We start from the raw sequence: 22,395 nt of genomic DNA, 5'->3' as shown, positions 1-22,395 counted from the left end.
GAAAGGAGGAAAGGGGATGAAACTGATGTTTGCCTCGGACCTGCACGGTTCGCTGCCGGCGACGGCCAGGGTGCTGGAGCTGTTTGCACAACAGGGCGCCGACTGGCTGATTTTGCTGGGCGATTTGCTGAATCACGGCCCGCGCAACGCGCTGCCGGACGGTTACCAGCCGGCGCAGGTTGCCGAACAATTGAATCGCTATGCGCACAAGATCATCGCCGTTCGGGGCAATTGCGACAGCGAGGTCGATCAGATGCTGCTGTCTTTCCCGATGGATGCGCCTTGGCAACAGGTGCTATGGCAAAAAAGACGATTGTTTTTAACCCACGGTCACCTTTATCATCCCTCCGCACTGCCGCCGTTATCGGCCGGGGACGTGCTGGCTTACGGCCATACGCACCTGCCGCAGGCACAGCGCTGCGGGGAGATTTATTGCTTTAATCCGGGGTCGGTCAGTTTGCCCAAAGGCGGCTTCCCGGCCAGCTACGGCATGCTGGAGGACCAGACTTTGCGCGTGGTCACGCTGTACGGCGGCGAGGTTGTTGCAGAGGCGGCATTAACGCACTAATTTATACACACAATAAGAATCATTGAATACGGCTAATTGGTCAACCAGCGCGCGATGACCCTCGCGCCAAAATAGAAGGTTTTATAGGATGGCGGAACAGGATCAGGCTGCAGCGAGCGAGTGGGTTGATATCGTCAACGAGCAAAATGAGGTGATTGCTCAATCCAGTCGTCAACAGATGCGTGCGGAACGGCTACGCCATCGTGCGACCTATATTGTGGTGCATGATGGGATGGGGAAAATACTGGTTCAGCGCCGTACCGATTCCAAGGATATCTATCCGGGACGGCTGGATGCGACTGCCGGCGGCGTGGTGCAAAGCGGCGAGAACGTGCTGGACTCCGCACGCCGTGAAGCGGAGGAAGAGCTGGGGATTGCCGGCGTGCCGTTCGCCGAGCACGGCCAGTTCTATTTTGAAGAGGAGCAGTGCCGCGTCTGGGGCGCGCTGTTCAGCTGCGTATCACACGGGCCGTTTGCGCTGCAGGAAGAAGAGGTGGTGGAGGTGACCTGGCTGACGCCGGAAGAGATCACCGCGCGCTGCGACGACTTTACACCGGATTCGCTGAAAGCGCTGTCGCTGTGGCTGACACGCAACAACGAACAGGATTACGGCAAGCCGCTGGCGCGGGCGGAAAAGCCGGAGGACGGCGCGGAAAACGCCTGATTTTGCACGGATATATTAAAGTATAACGCCGGTCTTCTGACCGGCGTTGTCGTTTTCAGCAGCTGTCGCGGCGGCACAGCGTTGAGGGCAGCGAACCTTCAGCATGCCATTCCTGATCATTCAGCCGCGCCAGCAGCGCCTTGCCGGCCTGAATGCCGATCTCCCGGTGCGGCACCGTCATGGTGGTCAACGGCGGCTGGCAGACCCGGCTGACCTCGCTGTTGCCGAAGCCGACCACCGCCAGCTGTTCCGGCACCTTGACGTGCCGGCGCTGGCATTCATACAGCGCGCCGCAGGCCAGCTCGTCCGAGGCGCATACCAGGGCGTCCAGCTCCGGCCAGGCCAGCAAAAACTCCGGCAGCTGGTGAGCGCCGGTGGCGAAACTGGCGGGCTGTGCGGCGTTGATCACCCGGTGCGGCGACATATGGCTGCGCAGCAGCGCCTGATGCCAACCCTGCAGATGCTGCTGGAAAATCCACTGCTCCTGGTTGGCGCACAGCAGGCCGATATTCTGATAGCCGCCGGCGATCAGCGTGTGGGTTAACTGGTACATGGCGGCGACATAATCGATGCCGATGGTGATATCGATCGGGTCATCGCGCAGGGCGCCGATTTCCACCACCGGGATATTGGCGGCCTGCAGCGCCTGACGGGTGGTCGGCGAGTGTTCGACGCTGAGCAGCACCGCCGCCGCCAGATTGTAGGACAGCAGGGTGGTCAGCAGTTTCTCTTCACGTTCCGGATAGTGCTGCGACTCCGCCAGCATGATCTGATAACCCGCCGGCTGCAGCACCTGCTGCAGGCCGGCGAACATCTCGGCGCAGCCGGACTCCGAAAAACTCGGCACCACCATGGCGATGGTATAAGACGACGCCGACGCCAGCGAACTGGCGGCCAGATTGGGCAGGTAGCCCAGCTCATTGACCGCCGCTTCAATTTTCTCTCTCAGTTTGTCTGAAACCTGTTCCGGCGTGCGTAACGCGCGCGACACCGTCATGGTGCCGACGCCTGCCAGCTGGGCGACCTCGGCCAGCGTAACCCTGCCGGTACTGCGGCGTTTTTTACCGATCGACATGCGTAATCCCGACTGAAAATGCGCATCGTGCGCATAAGCGCCAACCCCAGTAGGCGTTAAATGTTACCGACAGTCTGGCCACGGACAGCGCGGAAGAACCGGAGCGTACACAGGGTACGCGGGGGTTCTGAGCCCTGCCCAGGGCTAAACGGTAAAATGGCCTAATGGGATAGGCGCCAAGTGAATGTGGCTGTAAGAAGCGCTGTCACTGACCCTTACTATCCCGGTATGGGATCCATTTTAACGCGTTCCTTCCATCAGCGATAAAAAACTGTGCGACAACGGCAGCGGCGCTGCATTTTTTTGATAGCGCTATCACAGAACCGGGCGATAACGTTTTGGTAGCGCTATCTTTGAGATCTTTATCACAGTGAGGCGTAAAAACGTTGATTAAAGTTTCTTCGTTGCCCGGGCAAACGGGCGTCGACGGCGACGCTGTATCGGGCTGAAGGAGGAGATGTGCTGAAAGACTGGCTGAAGGCAGAGCATATCCAGCTGTGCGAGCAGGTGGAAGACTGGCGGCAGGCGATAACGCTGAGCGCGCAGCCTTTGCTGCGGGGCGGGATCATCAGCGCCGACTATCTGACGGCGATCTTTCGTCAGTATCAGACGCTGGGACCCTATTTTGTGCTGGCGCCCGGCATCGCCATGCCCCACGCCAGACCGGAAGAGGGGGCAAAGGCGCTCGGCCTGTCGCTGCTGAAGCTGCATCAGGGCGTGCGTTTCCATTCACAGGACAACGACCCGGTGTTTGTGGTGGTGATGCTGTCGGCGCCGGATGGTGACAGCCATATCGAACTGATTGCGCAGTTGGCGGAATTATTTGCCGATGAACGGGCGATGAGTGCGTTATTCGGCGCCACCGATATAAAACAGATTGAGGAGATTATCGCCCGCTATTAATTCCCAGGTTTATTTATTCTTACCGGAAAAGACCCAGCGCAGAATAATTTCTGCGGCCTTACCCTACGCTTAAAATTTGACAGGTGAAAATAATGAAGATTATGGCAATTTGCGGTTCCGGCCTCGGCAGTAGCTTTATGGTGGAAATGAATATTAAAAAGGTGCTGAAAAAAATGGCGGTTGAGGCAGAGGTGGAGCACTCGGATCTTTCCTCCGCCACGCCGGGCGCCGCCGATATTTTTGTGATGGCAAAAGATATCGCCGACAGCGCCAGCGTGCCGGCAGATCAGCTCGTGGTCATCAGCAATATCATTGATATTAACGAGCTGGAAAACAAACTGCGCGCTTACTTTATTGCGCACTCCATTATCTAAGCAACGCAATTGGCGAGGTGGATATGTTTATCCAGGAAACGCTCAGATTTGTGGTTGATATATTAAAAGTCCCTGCGGTGCTGGTGGGGGTTATTGCGCTGATTGGTTTATTAGCGCAGAAAAAATCGTTTTCCGATGTGGTAAAGGGCACGGTAAAAACTATTCTCGGTTTTATTGTATTGGGCGGCGGCGCGAGCGTATTAGTCAGCTCGCTGAATCCGCTGGGGGGGATGTTTGAACACGCATTTAATATCCAGGGCATCATTCCGAATAATGAGGCGATCGTTTCTATTGCGCTGGAGAAGTACGGGGCCTCTACCGCATTGATTATGGCGTTTGGCATGGTGGCGAATATTATCGTCGCCCGCTTTACCCGGCTGAAATACATTTTTCTTACCGGTCATCACACCTTCTATATGGCCTGCATGATCAGCATCATTCTGTCGGTGGCCGGCTTTGAGGGGATCCCGCTGGTGTTTACCGGCGCCCTGACGCTGGGTTTGGTGATGGCGTTTTTCCCCGCCATTGCCCAGCGCTATATGCGGCGGATTACCGGCAATGATGATATCGCCTTCGGTCATTTCGGCACCCTGGGATATGTGCTGTCCGGCTGGATTGGCGGCCGCGTCGGCAAAAACTCGCGTTCCACCGAAGAGATGAACCTGCCGAAAAATCTCAGCTTCCTGCGCGATAGCTCGATCTCCATTTCACTGACCATGATCATTATCTACCTGATCATGGCGATCAGCGCTGGGCAGAGCTATGTGGAAAGCGCGCTGAGCGCCGGGCAGAACTATCTGGTGTACTCCATTATTCAGGCCATCACCTTCGCCGCCGGGGTGTTTATTATCCTGCAGGGCGTGCGTCTGATTCTGGCGGAAATCGTGCCGGCGTTTACCGGCTTTTCCGAAAAGCTGGTGCCGAATGCGCGCCCGGCGCTGGACTGCCCGGTGGTGTATCCCTACGCGCCTAACGCGGTGCTGATCGGCTTCCTGTTCAGCTTCCTGGGCGGGCTGGTCGGCCTGTTCTTGCTGGGACAGTTCAAGCTGGTATTGATCCTGCCGGGCGTGGTGCCGCATTTCTTCACCGGCGCGACGGCGGGCGTCTTTGGTAACGCCACCGGCGGTCGCCGCGGCGCCATGCTGGGTGCGTTTGCCAACGGCGTACTGATTACCTTCCTGCCGATGCTGCTGCTGCCGGTGCTGGGCGCGCTGGGTTTTGCCAACACCACTTTCTCCGACGCCGATTTTGGCGTGCTGGGCATCGTGCTGGGCAATATGGCGCGCTTTATGAATACCGAAGCGATTATGGCGACGGTGGTGATCATTTTCGCACTGCTGGTGGCGCATAACCTGCTGGGGAAACGCAAAGGCGCGCCTTCCGGCGACGGCGTTAAAAAATAGTGAGGGCCATATAATGACAACGACAGATATCAGGGAACTGCGGCTGCTGGCGAAGGCAATTCGTCTGGAGACGCTGAAGGCGCTGACCGGGCTGGGCTTCGGCCACTACGGCGGCTGCATGTCGGTGGTGGAGACGCTGGCGGTGCTGTACGGCGAGGTAATGCGCATCGATCCCGGCGATCCGGACTGGCCACAGCGCGACAATTTTGTGTTGTCGAAGGGGCATGCCGGCCCGGCGCTGTACAGCACGCTGGCGCTGAAAGGCTATTTCCCGCTGGAAGAGCTGGGCACGCTGAACCAGAACGGCACCCGCCTGCCCAGCCATCCGGACCGGCTGCGCACCCGAGGGGTGGATGCCACCACCGGCTCGTTGGGACAGGGCGTCTCCATCGCCGCCGGCATGGCGCTGTCGCACCGGCTGGCGCAGCGCGATAACCGGGTGTTTTGCCTGCTTGGGGACGGCGAATTGAACGAAGGTCAGTGCTGGGAGGCGTTCCAGTTTATTGCGCACCATAATCTGCACAACCTGACGCTGTTTATCGATTACAACAAACAGCAGCTGGACGGCCTGCTGGATGAGGTGATCAAACCCTTCGATCTGGCGGGCAAGTTCCGCGCCTTCGGCTTCGCGGCCGAGAGCGTCAAAGGGGACGATATTGCGGCGATCCGTGCGGCGGTAGCGCCGCGCCGCAGCGGCGAGCAGCGGCCGCTGGTGGTGATTCTCGACAGCGTTAAAGGCCAGGGGGTGCCCTATCTGGAGCAACTGAGCAACTCGCACCACCTGCGGCTGACGCCGGAGGTGCGTCAGCATATCGAACACGCCATAGCCGAACTGGAGGCCGCCCATGTTTAACGACAGAACGCAGATGGAACAAGACCGCGTTGAAATGCGACAGGTGTATGCCGGCATGGTGCGCGGCCAGATAGAGCAGGGGGCGCCGATTATCGCGCTGGAGGCGGATCTGATGAGCTCGATGGCGATGGATGGCGTACAGCGCGATCATCCGCACCACGTGATTAACTGCGGCATTATGGAGGCGAATGTGATCGGCGTGGCGGCCGGCCTGTCACTGACCGGGCGGGTGCCGTTCGTGCACACCTTTACCGCCTTCGCCAGCCGCCGCTGTTTCGATCAGCTGTTTATGTCACTGGATTATCAGCGCAATAACGTCAAGGTGATCGCCTCCGATGCGGGGGTGACCGCCTGCCATAACGGCGGCACCCATATGTCGTTTGAGGATATGGGCATCGTGCGCGGGCTGGCGCACTCGGTGGTGCTGGAAGTAACCGACGCTACCATGTTTGCCGATATCCTGCGCCAGCTGATGACGCAGGAAGGCTTTTACTGGGTGCGCACCACGCGCAAGCAGGCGACGCGTATTTATCAGGATGGCGCGCAGTTCACCATCGGTAAGGGCAACCTGCTGCGCGACGGCGAGGACATCACGCTGATCGCCAACGGCATTATGGTGGCCGAAGCGCTGCAGGCGGCGCAGATGCTGGCGCGGCAAGGGGTTAGCGCGGCGGTGATCGATATGTTCACCCTCAAGCCGATCGACCGCGATATCATTACCCGCTATGCGACCAAAACCGGGCGCATCGTCACCTGTGAAAACCACAGTATCCATAACGGGCTGGGTTCGGCGGTGGCGGAGGTGCTGGCGGAACACTGCCCGACGCCGATGCGCCGGGTAGGCGTGAAGGAGCGCTACGGCCAGGTCGGCACACAGGCATTTTTGCAGCAGGAGTATGGTTTGACGGCGGAGCATATTCTGGCGGCGGCGCAGCAGCTGTTGTAAAAACGGGGCCGGCAGTGCCGGCCTTGGGTTCGAAAGCGTTATAATTGGCCACCGAAAGGATTGCGGTACACTCTTACAGACAGGAAAGTCTAAAATGAAAAGAATCTATACGCTGATAATCACCGTGTTACTCAGCGGCTGTATGCTTGAGAAGCAGCGTTTTTATGCGGCAGAGGTCGTTTTACAGGGGAGCAATCTCTGTTTCTCTCTGCCGGCAGAGCATCTGAGCGCAGATGCCAAGGTTAACCTTGTCAGCATTGCTATCGATCAACGGCAGGATAAGCAAACGCGTGAAGTCTGGCGCAGGAGTGTTATGCCGCCGCAGCCGGCGGAGTCGGTGAGTGCCGGGCAATGCATCCCTTATTCCTTTAGCGCTTTTGAGAACGATGTACTTTATACCGTGGCAATCAGTACCGTAGCGTCGCAGGACGCCGATAGCAAACGCTTCTGGCAACGCAGTTTTTCGCTGAAAATCGACGACGGCCGTATCTTACAGGTTATCACCGGTCAGGAACCTTGAATCGGACGGAGTGCGGATAGCGGAAATGGCAGGGGCCAGCATTGCCGGCCCCTGTATTTTTTTGTCAGGCGTTTGAATTACGCCTGGGCATCAGCCTGGGAAGACTGAATGGCCGTCAGCGCTACGGTATAGACGATATCGTCTACCAGCGCGCCGCGCGACAGGTCGTTCACCGGTTTGCGCATGCCTTGCAGCATCGGCCCGATGGACACCAGATCGGCGGAACGCTGCACCGCTTTATAAGTGGTGTTGCCGGTGTTCAGATCCGGGAAGATGAACACGGTGGCTTTACCGGCAACCGGCGAGTTCGGCGCTTTGGATTTCGCCACGTCGGCCATGATGGCGGCGTCGTACTGCAGCGGGCCGTCGATGATCAGGTCCGGACGTTTTTCCTGCGCCAGGCGGGTCGCTTCGCGGACTTTTTCCACGTCGCTGCCGGCGCCGGAGTTACCGGTTGAGTAGGAGATCATCGCCACGCGCGGCTCGATGCCGAATGCGCTGGCGGAGTCCGCCGACTGGATGGCGATCTCGGACAGCTGTTCGGCGGTCGGATCCGGGTTGATCGCGCAGTCACCGTAGACCAGCACCTGATCCGGCAGCAGCATAAAGAACACGGAAGAGACCAGCGAGCTGCCCGGCGCGGTTTTGATCAGCTGCAGCGGCGGACGGATGGTATTGGCGGTAGTATGCACGGCGCCGGAAACCAGGCCGTCGACTTCGCCTTTTTCCAGCATCAGCGTGCCGAGCACCACGTTGTCTTCCAACTGCTCACGTGCCACCACTTCGGTCATGCCTTTGTTTTTGCGCAGTTCAACCAGACGCGGCACGTAGTTTTCACGTACCTGCTCCGGATCGACGATCTCGATGCCTTTGCCCAGTTCCACGCCCTGCGCTGCGGCAACGCGCTGGATCTCATCCGGGTTGCCGAGCAGTACGCATTCGGCAATGCCGCGTTCGGCGCAGATTGCCGCCGCTTTCACGGTGCGCGGCTCGTCGCCTTCCGGCAGAACGATGCGTTTACCGGCTTTACGCGCCAGTTCGGTCAGCTCGTAACGGAACGCCGGCGGCGACAGGCGACGCGAGCGCTCGGAGGCGGCGGTCAGCGATTCGATCCACTCGGCGCTGATATGGCTGGCCACGTAGTTCTGCACTTTTTCGATGCGCTGATGGTCGTCGGTCGGGACTTCGAGGTTGAAGCTCTGCAGGCTCAGTGAGGTCTGCCAGGTGTTGGTGTCCACCATAAACACCGGCAGGCCGGTGGCGAATGCGCGTTCGCACAGCTTTTTGATCGGCTCGTCGATTTCATAGCCGCCGGTCAGCAGCAGCGCGCCGATTTCCACGCCGTTCATCGCCGCCAGACAGGCGGAAACCAGCACGTCCGGGCGGTCGGCGGAGGTCACCAGCAGCGAGCCAGGGCGGAAGTGTTCCAGCATATGCGGGATGCTGCGCGCGCAGAAGGTCACGGACTTCACGCGGCGGGTCATGATATCGCCTTCGTTAATCACGCGCGCCTTCAGGTGGCGTGCCATATCAATGGCGCGGGTGGCAATCAGATCGAAGCTCCACGGCACGCAGCCGAGCACCGGCAGCGGACTGTTGGCGAACAGCTGCTTCGGATCGACATTGGCGACGCTGGCCTTGGTGGAGTCGTCGAAGATTTCCGACAGGTCAGGGCGGGTGCGACCCTGCTCGTCGACCGGCGCGTTCAGTTTGTTGATGATAACGCCGGTGATGTTTTTGTTCTTGCTGCCGCCGAAGCTGGTGCGCGCCAGTTCGATGCGTTCTTTCAGCTGCGCCGGCGAGTCGTTGCCCAGCGCCAGCACGAAGACGATCTCGGCGTTCAGGGTTTTGGCGATCTCATAGTTCAGCGCGCTGGCGAACTGGTGCTTGCGGGTCGGCACCAGGCCTTCGATCAGCACCACTTCCGCGTCTTTGGTATTTTCGTGGTAGCGCGCCACGATCTCTTCCATCAGCACGTCCTGCTGATTGGAGCTGAGCAGGCTTTCCACATAGCTCATGCGCAGCGGCTCGGCGGCCGGAATGGTGGAGTTGCTGCGGATGATGGTGGTGGTCTGGTCGAGGGTATCGTCGCCGGTGCGCGGCTGGGCGATAGGTTTGAATACGCTGAGGCGAACGCCTTGCTGCTCCATGGAGCGGATGACGCCCAGGCTGACGCTGGTCAAACCGACGCTGGTGCCAGTGGGGATCAACATAATTGTACGTGACACAGAATAGTCCTCTTCACGATGGATATGCGGTAGTCGCCTGATCGTGCGCTGCGGCCGGGCGGCAAAGCAGTGCGGCCAACGGGGCCGTCTGCGGCGGCGATAAGGCTGAAACAACACCGCCAGCCGGAGCTGACGGTGTTTGGTACGTTACGCAGTCAGGCGGGCTGCGTCCTGCGCGATAACCAACTCTTCGTTGGTCGGGATCACCAGCGCCAGACGGCTGCCGTCTTTGGTGATGGCCCCGGCTTTGCCGAAACGGGCGGCCAGGTTGCGTTCATGGTCGACTTCGAAGCCGAGCAGGCCCAGCTTGTTCAGGGTCATTTCACGCACCATGCCGGCGTTTTCGCCGATGCCGCCGGTGAAGATCACCGCGTCCAGACGGCCGTCCATCAGCGCGCTGTAGGCGCCGATGTATTTCGCCAGGCGGTGGCAGAAGACGTCCATCGCGCGCTTGGCATCTTCTTTGGTGGCGTAGTTGTCTTCCACATAGCGGCAGTCGCTGGTGACTTCGGTCAGACCCAGCAGGCCGGACTCTTTGGTCAGCAGTTTGTTGATCTGATCGACGCTCATGCCCAGCGCGTCATGCAGGTGGAAGATGATCGCCGGGTCGATGTCGCCGCTGCGGGTGCCCATCACCAGACCTTCCAGCGGGGTCAGACCCATGGAGGTGTCGACGCATTTGCCGTTGCGCACTGCGGTCACGGAGCCGCCGTTGCCCAGGTGGCAGGTGATGACGTTGACCTCATCCACCGGCTTGTTCAGCATTTTGGCCGCTTCCTGGGTCACGAAGAAGTGGCTGGTGCCGTGTGCGCCGTAGCGGCGTACGCCGTGGTCGCGGTACAGGCTGTACGGCAGGGCATACAGATAGGATTCTTCAGGCATAGTCTGATGGAACGCGGTGTCGAACACGGCGACGTTCTTGTCAGCCAGCGCAGGGAAAGACTTCAGCGCCTCATTGATACCGATCAGGTGCGCCGGGTTGTGCAAAGGTGCAAACGGCACGGAATCTTTGATACCCTGCAGCACTTCATCGTTGATCAAGGCGGAGGCGGTAAACTTCTCGCCGCCGTGTACGATACGGTGACCAATGGCGGTCAGCTGGGCGGAAAGTTCAGGTTTTTGTGCAAGGATGGTGTTAACAATAAAATTCAGCGCTTCGCTGTGGGCCGCACCGGCACCGAGTGCCGCTTCTTGCTTGCCGCCGTCCATTTTCCACTTAATGCGCGCCTCGGGGAGGTGGAAGCATTCAGCCAAACCGGAAAGATGTTCTTCACCGTTGATAGCATCAATGATCGCGAATTTCAGGGAAGAACTGCCGCAGTTAAGAACCAGTACTAGCTTACTCGACATGGAAGTACCTACTTATAGTTCGTGTTGTTAAAAGAAAATCAAAAAACACGTAGTGAATTAATCGTCAATCAGACAACAAGCGTAGCGCATAATGCCGTTGACATTTATGATTAACATCATGTGAAGCACAGAAAACACATGATGGTGAAAAAACCGGGTGTTTCTCCACGGTTTAAGTAATCTTGCTTGTTATAGGGCTAAAAATTGACAAAATTTGACAAACTTGTCGTCATCTTCTAGCTGGCCAAAAGGCCGGTTTAGGATACCGATAGCCCGCGGTAAACACAAAATAAATTTAAAGCTTCAAATTTTTTAGTATTGTGGTTGGCGCCACCCCATTTTTCTGCGACGTTGAGGTACGCGATGACGAGCAAACCGTCCGGTTCCGTAAGTTGGTTTCAGGTATTCCAACGCGGACAGCACTATATGAAAACCTGGCCGTCGGACAAACGTCTGGCCCCGGTCTTTCCGGAGAATCGCGTTGCGCGCGCCACTCGTTTCGCCATTCGTTTTATGCCGCCGCTGGCGGTGTTCACCCTGACCTGGCAGATTGCGCTGGGCGGCCAGCTCGGCCCGGCGATCGCCACCGCGCTGTTTGCCTGCAGCCTGCCGATGCAGGGACTGTGGTGGCTGGGGCGCCGTTCGCTGACGCCGCTGCCGCCAGCGTTGCTCGGCTGGTTCCATGAGGTGCGCGACAAGCTGGCGCAGGCCGGTCAGGCGCTGGCGCCGGTGGAAGGCACGCCGACCTATCAGTCGCTGGCGGATCTGCTCAAGCGCGCGTTCAAGCAGCTGGATAAGACCTTCCTGGACGATCTCTGAGGTCCGCCGCCGCCGGGCGTAACGCCCCGGCGGCGTCAAACTTGGCGCAAATCAAAGAAGCGGCGGGTTGTGATTCCATGCCTCAAATCAGTATGCGATGCTCACGCCAATTTGCAGAACTGAGGACCCTAAACATGGAAATGACCCACGCCCAACGCCTGATCCTGTCTAACCAGTATAAGATGATGACGATGCTCGACCCGGGCAACGCCGAGCGCTACCGCCGCCTGCAAACCGTGGTGGAGCGCGGTTTCGGCCTGCAGCTGCGTGAACTGGATCGTGATTTTGACGAGATGAGCGAAGAGGTTTGCCGCACCATCATCAATATTATGGAAATGCACCATGCGCTGCAGGTGTCCTGGGAGAATCTCAAGGATCGCCAGGGGCTGGAGGCGCGTCGTCTGGCGTTCCTCGGCTTTGATGCGGCGACCGAGGCGCGCTACCTGAGCTATGTGCGTTTCCTGGTCAACACCGAGGGACGCTATACTCACTTCGACGCCGGCAGCCACGGCTTTAACGCCCAGACCAAAATGTGGGATAAATATCAGCGCATGCTGGCGCTGTGGCTGTCCTGTCCGCGTCAGTATCATTTGAGCGCCGTCGAAATAGCGCAAATTATTAACGCTTGATTAAAAAGAGGTTTCCTGTGGAGTGTAAAGGTTTTCTGTTCGACCTGGATGGTACGTTGGTAGATTCATTGCCCGTCGTGGAGCGCGCCTGGACCCAGTGGGCCAACCGGCACGGCGTCGATCCGCAGGAGGTGCTGGATTTTATTCACGGTAAACAGGCCATTACCTCTTTGCGCCACTTTATGCCGGGCGCCAGCGAGGCCGATATTCAGCATGAGCACGACCTGCTGGAGCAGGTGGAAGCGCAGGATACCGACGGCGTACGCGCCCTGCCGGGTGCGGCGGCGCTGCTGGAACGGCTGAACACGCTGGGTATTCCTTGGGCGATCGTCACCTCCGGTTCGGTGCCGGTTGCCAGCGCGCGCCGCGAGGCGGCGGGGCTGCCGCTGCCGGCGGTATTTGTCACCGCCGAGCAGGTCGAGCGCGGTAAACCGCAGCCGGACGCTTATCTGCTGGGTGCGGAGCGCCTGGGGCTGGCGCCGCAGGCGTGCGTGGTGGTGGAAGACGCGGCGGCGGGCATCGCTTCGGGCCTGGCCGCCGGCTGTCAGGTGATTGCGGTCAATGCGCCTGCCGATGCGCCGCAGCTGGAACAGGTCGATCTGCGCCTTTCCTCCCTGGAGCAATTGCAGGTTGACGGCGGGGCGCACGGCGCGCGCATCACGCTGCGCGACTGATCGCCGCTATTCGCCGGCAAATTGATTAGACCCCGCATGCGCGGGGTTTTTTTGTGCTAATTTTTAAGACCTTGGAACCTGGCGGACGGACGAGGCCGATTTGAACAGCGAATTACTGTGGGTGTTGTGTTTGTTGCTGGTGGCGATTGTGCTGTTTACCACCAACAAACTGCGCATGGATGTGGTCGCCTTATTGGTGATCATCGCCTTTGTGTTAAGCGGAACGCTAACCTTGCAGGAGGCGACGGTCGGCTTTAGCGACCCGAACGTAATTCTGATCGCCGCGCTGTTCGTTATCGGCGAAGGGCTGGTGCGCACCGGCGTGGCCTATCAGGTCGGGGACTGGCTGGTGAAGGTGGCCGGCAGCAGCGAAACCAAAATGCTGGTGCTGCTGATGGTGACGGTGGCCGGGCTGGGCGCGTTTATGAGCTCCACCGGCGTGGTGGCGATTTTTATCCCGGTGGTGCTCAGCGTGGCGGCGCGGATGAAAACCGCGCCGGGGCGGCTGATGATGCCGCTGAGCTTTGCCGGCCTGATCAGCGGGATGATGACGCTGGTGGCGACGCCGCCGAATATGGTGGTGAACAGTGAGCTGGTGCGCGAGGGCATTCGCGGCTTCGGTTTCTTCGGCGTCACGCCGATCGGCATCGTGGTGCTGGTGCTCGGCGTGGGCTATATGCTGCTGGCGCGGCGCTGGCTGGGCGGCGAATCGCCGGACAACCGTAAAGAGAGCTGGCAGCGACGCACTTTCCGCGATTTGATCCGCGATTACAAACTGACCGGGCGGGCGCGACGCCTGGCGCTGCGCCGCGGCTCCCCGCTGGTGGGGCGTTCGCTGGATGAGCTGCATCTGCGGGCGCGCTACGGCGCCAACGTGGTGGGCATTGAGCGCTGGAAGCGTTTCCGGCGGGTGATGGTCAGCGCCTCCGGCAGTACCGAGCTGCGCGAACGTGATGTGCTGCTGATCGATATGTCGGCCAGCGACGTTGATCTGCGTGAATTCTGCAGCGAGCAGCAGCTGGAACCGATGGTGTTGCGCGGCGACTATTTCTCTGAACAGTCGCGCAACGTCGGCATGGCGGAGGTATCGCTGATCCCCGATTCGGCGCTGCTGGGTAAAAGCCTGCGGGAAAACGGTTTTCGCAGCCGCTACGATCTCAACGTGGTCGGCATTCGCCGCAATGGTGAGACGCTGGCGGGCAAGCTGGTGGATGAGCCGTTGGCGCTGGGGGATATGCTGCTGGTGATTGGCGACTGGAAGGCCATTCGCCAGCTGCAGAGCAAAACTCACGACTTTATCGTACTCAACCTGCCGGCGGAGGTGGACGAAGTGGCGCCGGCGATGACGCAGGCGCCGCACGCGCTGTTCTGTCTGGCGCTGATGGTGGCGATGATGCTGACCGATGAGGTGCCGAACCCTATCGCGGCGCTGATCGCCTGCCTGCTGATGGGGAAATTCCGCTGTATCGATATGGAAAGCGCCTATAAATCGATCCACTGGCCGAGCATTATTCTGATCGTCGGCATGATGCCGTTTGCGCAGGCGCTGCAGAAGACCGGCGGGGTGGATCTGATCGTGCAAGGGCTGATGGACGTGGCCGGCAATATGGGGCCGCGCGTGATGCTGCTCTGTCTGTTTGTGCTGTGCGCCACGATCGGCCTGTTTATCTCCAATACCGCCACGGCGGTTCTGATGGCGCCGATTGCCATCGCAGCGGCGCGGGAAATGGCGGTATCACCGTATCCGTTCGCCATGATTATCGCCATTGCCGCTTCCGCAGCCTTTATGACGCCGGTCTCTTCGCCGGTGAATACGCTGGTTCTGGGGCCGGGTAATTATAAGTTCGGTGATTTTGTGCGCCTTGGCGTGCCGTTCACCGTGTTGGTGATGCTGGTCAGCGTCGCGCTGGTGCCGTGGCTGTTTCCGTTCTGAGAATGGTAAATTGCAGGGCGCGTACGTGGTTGCTGCGCCCTGACGGTTACAGTTCGGCGTCCAGACTGATCTCATCCAGCGACAGGCTGAAACTGGGGATAAACACCGTCATGAAATACTCCATTTCCGGGCTGTTGCGCAGTTGCAACGTCTTTTCCAACCGGGCTTTGGCCAGCGTGAACTCCTGATTGCCCGCCGACAGCTCTTCCAGGCACTTCAGGTAGGCGCACAGGGCGTCGGCCTGCTTGACCACCAGCTTTTCATCTTCGCTGTAGCAGTGCTCGTCCAGGATGCTGCGAAAGTCATTGCGCAGTTCTTCCGGGATCATCGCCAGCAGTTTTTGCTGCGCCACTTTTTCGATCTTCTTATATTCGTGGGCAATCTGCGGATTGTAATATTTGATCGGCGTCGGCATATCGCCGGTGATCACTTCGCTGGCGTCGTGATACATCGCCAGCAGCGCTACGCGTTCGGCGTTCAGGTTGCCGTTGAACTTGCGGTTTTTGATCACCGCCAGCGCGTGGGCGACAAACGCCACCTGCAGGCTGTGCTCGGAGACGTTTTCGGTGCGCACGTTGCGCATCAGCGGCCAGCGGTTGATAAGTTTCAGACGGGACAGGTGGGCAAAAAAATGGCTCTGGCTCATGGGGTGTTCTCTACGGCGGCAAGGAGCTTTATTCTGATCACTACGGCGCGTTTATGCAAACGCGCCGTGAATGACATTTACTGGCGGTAGTTTTCCAGGAAACGCCCCAGTTTGCCGACCGCCATTTCCAGCTCGTCGACGCGCGGCAGGGTAACGATGCGCACGTGATCGGGGTAAGGCCAGTTAAACGCGCTGCCCTGCACCAGCAGCACTTTTTCCTGCAGCAGCAAATCCAGCACCAGCTTCTGATCGTCGTGAATATTAAAGCGTTTGGCGTCAATGCGCGGGAACATATACAGCGCGCCCTGAGGCTTCACGCAGGAGACGCCGGGGATCTCATTGAGCAGTTCCCAGGTGCGGTTGCGCTGTTCGTACAGGCGGCCGCCCGGCTGGATAAATTCGCTGATGCTTTGGTAGCCGCCCAGCGCGGTCTGGATAGCGTGCTGCATCGGCACGTTGGCACACAGGCGCATCGATGCCAGCATTTCCAGCCCTTCGATATAGCCTTTGGCGTGCTTTTTCGGGCCGTTCAGCACCATCCAGCCCTGGCGGAAGCCGGCGACGCGGTAGGTCTTGGACAGACCGTTAAAGGTGACGGTCAGCAGGTCCGGTGCCAGCGAGGCGATAGAGATATGTTCGGCGGCGTCATACAGAATTTTGTCGTAGATTTCGTCGGCGAAGATGATCAGGTTATGTTCGCGCGCTATCTCGACGATCTGTTCCAGCAACGCTTTGCTGTACACTGCACCGGTCGGGTTGTTCGGGTTAATGATCACGATGCCGCGGGTGCGCGGGGTGATTTTACTGCGAATATCGTCGAGGTCCGGAAACCAACCGGCTTCTTCGTCACACAGATAGTGGACGGCTTTGCCGCTGGACAGGGAAACCGCCGCGGTCCACAGCGGGTAATCAGGCGCCGGCACCAGCATTTCGTCGCCGCTGTTCAGCAGCGCCTGCATCGACTGGACGATCAGCTCGGACACGCCGTTGCCAATATAGATATCCTCGACGGTGACGTCGCGCATGTCGCGCGCCTGATAGTGCTGCATAATCGCCTTACGCGCCGAGTAGAGCCCTTTGGAATCACAGTAGCCCTGAGCGGTCGGCAGGTTGCGGATCACATCGACCAGAATTTCATCCGGCGCTTCAAAGCCGAAAGGGGCGGGGTTGCCGATGTTGAGTTTGAGGACTTTGTTGCCTTCTTCTTCTAGGCGTTTGGCTTCTTTGAGCACCGGGCCGCGAATGTCGTAACAGACGTTGTCCAGTTTGCTGGATTTCTCAATGGGGGACATAAAAAAACTGTGCCTTCTGCTGGGATAGGGCATTCCTACCGTGGAACGCCGCAACCTGACCAATGTACTCCTGGTACCTGCGCTTTTGAAGGGCTGCGCACACCTTTGGTGCAAATGATCGGCTAAAATGGCGATTTTAACGATGATAAGTCTGGTTAAAAAATTTTGTTGGCGTTAAATTCTGTTTTTTATTTTATTGTTGGTGTTTTATTGTGTTGGGCGATCAGGGGCGTAAACCTGACTGCACAGCGTGAGCAAGGGCGCTTTGGCTTTCGGCAGCAAGCCGTTATGTTTCCCTTTTGATGCCGAATCTGCGTGATATTCCCGGACTAGTCTTATGGCTTGACGGGGAATTCATCACCACACTGCTACATAAATAATATTTATATTAGAAAACTTTCACTTTGTGACTTAACTAACATTTAAGTTATTATTTTGGCTTTCAGATTGGATGGTTTTTTACTGGTTGAATTTATTGATTTATTTTTATGCCTGACGCGTATTATCGGCGAAAAATGCCAAGTTTTCATGAGCTTTTACGCTAAGGTTGCGGGCGTATATGAGAAAAAAGAAGCACGTTTAGTGTGGTAATTCAGCGGGGGGAATGAGTAAAATTCTTGTTCCCACTCAAATCAATCACTTTAGCAAAGCGCAGATCCGTGCCCGTTAAGCGGCTGCGATCGGTTGCATTCTAAAAGGCGATAGAGGTAACGAAATATAAGGAATTTTTTGCCCTCTACTTATGAGTGGGGTAGTGTCGTACCTGGCGCCGTTCTTTTAAACAGTGCCTTAGAAATACACCAGGGTAGTTTCAAATATAGAATTTAAAAAGTGAAGAAAAACACTATGACCAATGCAAATCGTCCGATACTTAATCTCGACCTCGATCTGCTAAGAACTTTTGTGGCTGTTGCCGATCTGAATACGTTTGCCGCAGCGGCCGTCGCCGTCTGCCGTACTCAGTCCGCGGTCAGCCAGCAAATGCAGCGATTAGAGCAATTGGTAGGCAAAGAGTTATTCGCCCGTCACGGCCGTAATAAACTGCTTACCGAGCATGGCATACAGCTGCTGGGTTATGCCAGAAAAATATTGCGCTTTAACGATGAAGCCTGCGCCTCGTTGATGTTTAACAATATCAAGGGCGTGCTCACCATCGGCGCTTCCGATGATACGGCCGACACCATTTTACCGTTCCTGTTAAACCGCGTAACCGCCGTCTATCCGAAGCTGGCGGTCGACGTACGGGTAAAGCGTAGTCCATTTATGCTGGATATGCTCAATAGCGGCGAAGTGGATCTGGCTATTACCACCGTTGATACCGTGGGCCACCCGCATGTGGTGCTGCGCACCTCGCCAACGTTGTGGTACTGCGCGGCGGATTACCACTTCCAGGCGGATGAGCCGATTCCGCTGGTGGTGCTGGATGAGCCTTGTCCTTTCCGCGCGATGGCAATTGAGCATCTGGATGAGGCCGGGATCCCATGGCGTATCGCCTATGTGGCTTCCACGCTGTCGGCGGTTCGCACCGCATGTAAGGCGGGGCTGGGCGTAACCGTCCGGCCGGTGGAGATGATGAGCCCGGATCTGCGCGTGCTGGGCGCGGCGGAAGGCCTGCCGACGCTGCCGGAGACGCAATACACGCTGTGCAAAGATATCCAGTGCGAAAATGAGCTGGCAATGGCGATTTTCGGCGCGGTACAGCACGGCAATACCAGCTACAACTTCCAGAATGCCACCCCCACAGAAGATGTGGTGGATGAAGACGAATAACGCCGAACAGCGCGTTGCGTAACCACAAAACCTCTGCTACGGCGGAGGTTTTTTTTGGCCTTTTTTAGTAAAAATCCAATTTATTATCACTTCAGTATAAATCCTTTCCGTAACGTCTATTTGTATAACTCTTTATTGCCGTTAAGCCACGTTTATTCGTATGAAAATATTTATCTTCGCTTTTTTGTCTATTGTGCGAAAATCGAGAAGGCAGGTTTTTTCTGTGGATATCTTATGGTCTGACTGTGTGGTTAAAATTTGCGCTTAAATTTATAAAAAATGTTAAAGAGCCACACTTTTTTTGAGGATTTCTGCTGAAAACGTGTCCTGGATCAAAAAAATACCCCTAGGTAGTGAGTGGAACAACAGGGAATACCTGAGAGAATGGTATAGTAAAACTGAAATGTGCATATTGGTTGATATCTATCTGTTTCTACACAGCAAATGACTGACACGATTTAGCCTGAAAGCTGGCGCATGAAATGTTAATTAAATGATACGTATGTAAACTAATGTGTAGATACTTTTGTCAAAGTTGACAAAAGGTTATAGAAAGGAGTAAAAAGCCCACAGTAAAAACGCTGCTTAACGCATTGTGATAGCAGTTGGTTTTTTGTGGTTATTTATCCTTCCCTTAAATCGATGTGGTGCACTAACTGCCGTGATAAGAGCAGAATGATCGACGCCACTTTTGATGAGTAAGCAAAGAGTATGTCAACAACCACTGAAGTTATCGCTCATCACTGGGCATTCGCCGTATTTCTTGTCGTGGCCATCGGGCTGTGCGGCCTCATGCTGCTGGGCGCGTATTTCCTGGGCGGGAGAGCCCGTGCGCGTGCCAAAAACACCCCGTTTGAATCCGGTATCGACTCGGTCGGTTCGGCGCGTATGCGCCTGTCCGCCAAGTTCTATCTGGTTGCCATGTTCTTCGTTATTTTCGATGTAGAAGCCTTGTATCTCTATGCCTGGTCGGTCTCGATTCGCGAGAGCGGCTGGGTGGGCTTTATCGAAGCCGCCATTTTCATTTTGGTGCTACTGGCCGGTCTGGTTTATCTGGTGCGCATCGGCGCATTGGACTGGACGCCTGCACGCTCAAAGCGTCAGGTCAAACCAAGCACGATCACTAACACCAACCGTCATCCGCAGTAGTTATTTGTGGTTAAAAACGAGGCATTAAGATGGACTATACGCTCACCCGCATAGACCCGAACGGTGAGAACGACCGTTACCCCCTGCAAAAACAGGAGATCGTCGCCGATCCTCTGGAACAACAGGTTCACCGCACGGTTTACATGGGTAAACTCGAACATGCATTGCATGACATGGTGAACTGGGGGCGCAAAAACTCTCTTTGGCCGTATAACTTCGGCCTTTCGTGCTGTTATGTAGAGATGGTGACCTCGTTTACCGCCGTTCATGACGTTGCGCGTTTTGGTGCGGAAGTGCTGCGTGCTTCCCCGCGCCAGGCCGACTTTATGGTGGTGGCGGGTACCTGCTTCACCAAAATGGCCCCGGTCATCCAGCGGCTGTACGAGCAGATGCTCGAGCCGAAATGGGTGATCTCCATGGGCGCCTGCGCCAACTCCGGCGGCATGTACGATATCTATTCCGTGGTGCAGGGCGTGGACAAGTTCCTGCCGGTCGACGTGTATATCCCAGGCTGCCCGCCGCGTCCGGAAGCGTATATGCAGGCGCTGCTGCTGCTGCAGGAATCCATCGGTAAAGAGCGTCGTCCGCTGTCGTGGGTGGTTGGCGATCAGGGTGTGTATCGCGCCAACATGCAGTCGGAAAGAGAACGCAAGCACGGCGAGCGTATTGCAGTCACCAATCTGCGCACGCCTGACGAGGTTTAAGACGTTCATTTAACGTCCATCTTAATGCGCTATTGGTAAACACAGCGAAAGTTAAGCTTGCAGCGATTTGACCCTTCAGTGTGGTGAAAAAATATTATGACAGATTCAACGACGCACGACGCTCTGCCTGACTGGCACACCCGCGATCATCTTGACGATCCGGTGATCGGCGAACTGCGCAACCGTTTTGGGCCGGAAGCCTTTACTGTTCAAGCAACCCGTACCGGTATGCCCGTGGTATGGGTCAAGCGTGAGCAGCTCCTGGAAGTAATGACGTTTTTAAGAAAACAGCCGAAGCCGTATGTCATGCTTTTCGACCTGCATGGCGTTGACGAGCGTCTGCGCACTCACCGCCAGGGTCTGCCTGCTGCGGATTTCTCTGTTTTCTATCATCTGATTTCCATCGAACGCAACCGCGATATCATGCTGAAGGTGGCGCTGGCTGAAAAAGACCTGCACGTGCCTACCGCGACCAAGGTGTTCCCGAACGCCAACTGGTACGAGCGTGAGACCTGGGAAATGTTCGGCATCACCTTCGACGGCCACCCGCACCTGACGCGCATCATGATGCCGCAGACCTGGGAAGGCCACCCGCTGCGTAAGGATTACCCGGCGCGCGCCACCGAATTCGATCCGTTCGTGCTGACCAAGCAGAAAGAAGATCTGGAGATGGAGTCGCTGACCTTCAAGCCGGAAGAGTGGGGCATGAAGCGCGGCAATGAGAACGAGGACTACATGTTCCTCAACCTCGGGCCGAACCACCCGTCGGCGCACGGTGCGTTCCGTATTATCCTGCAGCTGGACGGCGAGGAGATCGTCGACTGCGTGCCGGATATCGGTTACCACCACCGCGGCGCGGAGAAGATGGGCGAACGTCAGTCCTGGCACAGCTACATTCCGTACACCGACCGTATCGAATACCTGGGCGGCTGCGTTAACGAAATGCCGTACGTGCTGGCGGTGGAAAAACTGGCCGGCATCAAGGTGCCCGAGCGCGTCGACACCATCCGCGTGATGCTGTCCGAGCTGTTCCGCATCAACAGCCACCTGCTGTATATCAGCACCTTTATTCAGGACGTCGGCGCCATGACGCCGGTATTCTTCGCCTTCACCGACCGTCAGAAAATCTACGACCTGGTGGAAGCCATCACCGGTTTCCGTATGCACCCGGCATGGTTCCGCATCGGCGGCGTGGCGCATGACCTGCCGCGCGGCTGGGATCTCCTGCTGCGCGAATTCCTGGAGTGGATGCCGAAGCGTCTGGACTCCTACGTCAAGGCGGCGCTGAAAAACACCATCCTGAAAGGCCGTTCCGTCGGCGTGGCGGCGTATAACGCCAAAGACGCGCTGGACTGGGGCGTTACCGGCGCCGGCCTGCGCGCTACCGGCATCGAGTTCGACGTGCGTAAATGGCGTCCGTACTCCGGCTATGAAAACTTCGACTTTGAGGTGCCGGTCGGCGACGGCGTCAGCGACTGCTACAGCCGCGTGATGCTGAAAGTGGAAGAGCTGCGCCAGAGCCTGCGCATCCTCGAACAGTGCCTGAACAATATGCCGGAAGGCCCGTTCAAGGCCGATCACCCGCTGACGACGCCGCCGCCGAAAGAGCGCACGTTGCAGCACATTGAAACGCTGATCACCCACTTCCTGCAGGTTTCCTGGGGCCCGGTGATGCCAGCGAACGAATCATTCCAGATGATTGAAGCCACCAAAGGGATTAACAGCTACTACCTGACCAGCGACGGCAGCACCATGAGCTATCGCACTCGGGTACGTACGCCAAGCTTTGCGCACCTGCAGCAAATCCCGGCGGTTATCCGTGGCAGCCTGGTTTCCGACCTGATCGTCTATCTGGGTAGTATCGATTTTGTAATGTCAGATGTGGACCGCTAACT

Annotated in this window: 21 protein-coding genes; 16 read left to right on the top strand and 5 right to left on the bottom strand. The window is 57.3% G+C overall.

Annotated elements, in window-relative coordinates:
- The first annotated feature begins 16 nt into the window (after positions 1-16).
- Both yfcE and yfcD read left to right on the top strand, forming a co-directional pair.
- A complete protein-coding gene (gene yfcE / locus TAN611_RS16150; protein WP_111736715.1) occupies positions 17-568 on the top strand; it encodes a phosphodiesterase in 552 nt (183 codons plus the stop codon).
- A gap of 88 nt (positions 569-656) precedes the next feature.
- Entirely contained in the window at positions 657-1,232 is a 576-nt protein-coding gene (gene yfcD, locus TAN611_RS16145; protein ID WP_105231947.1) for an NUDIX hydrolase YfcD, read from the top strand.
- Between the two features lie 55 nt (positions 1,233-1,287).
- Here the strand turns inward: yfcD and TAN611_RS16140 are convergent, their stop codons facing one another.
- Positions 1,288-2,307, bottom strand: a complete 1,020-nt coding sequence (locus tag TAN611_RS16140) for a LacI family DNA-binding transcriptional regulator (RefSeq protein WP_105231946.1) — start codon at positions 2,305-2,307, stop codon at positions 1,288-1,290.
- A gap of 459 nt (positions 2,308-2,766) precedes the next feature.
- Here TAN611_RS16140 and TAN611_RS16135 point away from each other — a divergent pair, with 459 nt between their 5' ends.
- The 6 genes from TAN611_RS16135 (at position 2,767) to TAN611_RS16110 (ending at position 7,306) form a co-directional block, all read left to right on the top strand.
- On the top strand, positions 2,767-3,210 hold the full coding sequence (locus TAN611_RS16135) for a PTS sugar transporter subunit IIA (RefSeq protein WP_105231945.1): 444 nt from the start codon (positions 2,767-2,769) through the stop codon (positions 3,208-3,210).
- A 92-nt stretch (positions 3,211-3,302) separates the two neighbouring features.
- The gene (locus TAN611_RS16130; protein WP_105231944.1) at positions 3,303-3,584 is read left to right on the top strand and encodes a PTS sugar transporter subunit IIB; all 282 of its coding nucleotides are present in this window, start codon (positions 3,303-3,305) and stop codon (positions 3,582-3,584) included.
- Positions 3,585-3,607: 23 nt separating this feature from the next.
- Positions 3,608-4,987 carry a PTS ascorbate transporter subunit IIC gene (locus TAN611_RS16125; protein WP_105231943.1) on the top strand — a complete coding sequence of 460 codons (1,380 nt, stop codon included), beginning with the start codon at positions 3,608-3,610 and terminating at the stop codon, positions 4,985-4,987.
- Between the two features lie 13 nt (positions 4,988-5,000).
- Complete coding sequence (locus TAN611_RS16120) at positions 5,001-5,840, top strand: transketolase (RefSeq protein WP_160030466.1); 840 nt, start codon at positions 5,001-5,003, stop codon at positions 5,838-5,840.
- Positions 5,833-6,786, top strand: coding sequence for a transketolase family protein (locus tag TAN611_RS16115; RefSeq protein WP_203066730.1), 954 nt, complete (start codon positions 5,833-5,835; stop codon positions 6,784-6,786). The genes TAN611_RS16120 and TAN611_RS16115 overlap by 8 nt, the downstream gene beginning before the upstream one ends.
- Before the next feature lie 94 nt (positions 6,787-6,880).
- Positions 6,881-7,306 carry a putative T6SS immunity periplasmic lipoprotein gene (locus TAN611_RS16110; RefSeq protein ID WP_105231940.1) on the top strand — a complete coding sequence of 142 codons (426 nt, stop codon included), beginning with the start codon at positions 6,881-6,883 and terminating at the stop codon, positions 7,304-7,306.
- Between the two features lie 77 nt (positions 7,307-7,383).
- On the opposite strand, the gene pta is transcribed toward TAN611_RS16110, so the two are convergent.
- Both pta and ackA read right to left on the bottom strand, forming a co-directional pair.
- Positions 7,384-9,519, bottom strand: coding sequence for a phosphate acetyltransferase (pta, locus tag TAN611_RS16105; protein ID WP_172606333.1), 2,136 nt, complete (start codon positions 9,517-9,519; stop codon positions 7,384-7,386).
- Between the two features lie 162 nt (positions 9,520-9,681).
- A complete protein-coding gene (gene ackA / locus TAN611_RS16100) occupies positions 9,682-10,884 on the bottom strand; it encodes an acetate kinase (protein WP_105231938.1) in 1,203 nt (400 codons plus the stop codon).
- A gap of 363 nt (positions 10,885-11,247) precedes the next feature.
- Between ackA and yfbV the strand changes: the two genes are divergently transcribed.
- From yfbV to TAN611_RS16080, 4 genes are all read left to right on the top strand, one after another.
- Positions 11,248-11,703: a terminus macrodomain insulation protein YfbV gene (gene yfbV / locus TAN611_RS16095; RefSeq protein WP_105231937.1), complete on the top strand. Its 456-nt coding sequence runs from the start codon at positions 11,248-11,250 to the stop codon at positions 11,701-11,703.
- A 134-nt stretch (positions 11,704-11,837) separates the two neighbouring features.
- Positions 11,838-12,332, top strand: coding sequence for a YfbU family protein (locus TAN611_RS16090; RefSeq protein WP_105231936.1), 495 nt, complete (start codon positions 11,838-11,840; stop codon positions 12,330-12,332).
- Between the two features lie 17 nt (positions 12,333-12,349).
- Positions 12,350-13,006, top strand: coding sequence for a sugar phosphatase (locus TAN611_RS16085; protein ID WP_105231935.1), 657 nt, complete (start codon positions 12,350-12,352; stop codon positions 13,004-13,006).
- 100 nt (positions 13,007-13,106) lie between these two features.
- Positions 13,107-14,939 carry an SLC13 family permease gene (locus TAN611_RS16080; protein WP_105231934.1) on the top strand — a complete coding sequence of 611 codons (1,833 nt, stop codon included), beginning with the start codon at positions 13,107-13,109 and terminating at the stop codon, positions 14,937-14,939.
- A gap of 46 nt (positions 14,940-14,985) precedes the next feature.
- Here the strand turns inward: TAN611_RS16080 and yfbR are convergent, their stop codons facing one another.
- Both yfbR and TAN611_RS16070 read right to left on the bottom strand, forming a co-directional pair.
- Positions 14,986-15,585 carry a 5'-deoxynucleotidase gene (gene yfbR / locus TAN611_RS16075; RefSeq protein WP_015673162.1) on the bottom strand — a complete coding sequence of 200 codons (600 nt, stop codon included), beginning with the start codon at positions 15,583-15,585 and terminating at the stop codon, positions 14,986-14,988.
- A 77-nt stretch (positions 15,586-15,662) separates the two neighbouring features.
- Entirely contained in the window at positions 15,663-16,877 is a 1,215-nt protein-coding gene (locus TAN611_RS16070; RefSeq protein ID WP_105231933.1) for a pyridoxal phosphate-dependent aminotransferase, read from the bottom strand.
- Positions 16,878-17,723: 846 nt separating this feature from the next.
- Between TAN611_RS16070 and lrhA the strand changes: the two genes are divergently transcribed.
- From lrhA to nuoC, 4 genes are all read left to right on the top strand, one after another.
- Positions 17,724-18,647 (top strand): transcriptional regulator LrhA, encoded by a 924-nt coding sequence (lrhA, locus tag TAN611_RS16065; RefSeq protein ID WP_105231932.1) that lies wholly within the window; start codon positions 17,724-17,726, stop codon positions 18,645-18,647.
- Between the two features lie 711 nt (positions 18,648-19,358).
- Positions 19,359-19,796, top strand: coding sequence for an NADH-quinone oxidoreductase subunit NuoA (nuoA, locus tag TAN611_RS16060; protein ID WP_015673159.1), 438 nt, complete (start codon positions 19,359-19,361; stop codon positions 19,794-19,796).
- 29 nt (positions 19,797-19,825) lie between these two features.
- On the top strand, positions 19,826-20,500 hold the full coding sequence (locus tag TAN611_RS16055) for an NADH-quinone oxidoreductase subunit B family protein (RefSeq protein ID WP_015673158.1): 675 nt from the start codon (positions 19,826-19,828) through the stop codon (positions 20,498-20,500).
- Positions 20,501-20,596: 96 nt separating this feature from the next.
- Positions 20,597-22,393, top strand: coding sequence for an NADH-quinone oxidoreductase subunit C/D (nuoC, locus tag TAN611_RS16050; protein ID WP_203066729.1), 1,797 nt, complete (start codon positions 20,597-20,599; stop codon positions 22,391-22,393).
- Positions 22,394-22,395: the final 2 nt, after the last annotated feature.

Source organism: Serratia sp. Tan611, assembly GCF_905188235.1.
Taxonomy (GTDB): Bacteria; Pseudomonadota; Gammaproteobacteria; order Enterobacterales; family Enterobacteriaceae; genus Serratia_B; species Serratia_B rhizosphaerae.
This window is presented reverse-complemented; position numbering and strand designations above follow the sequence as displayed.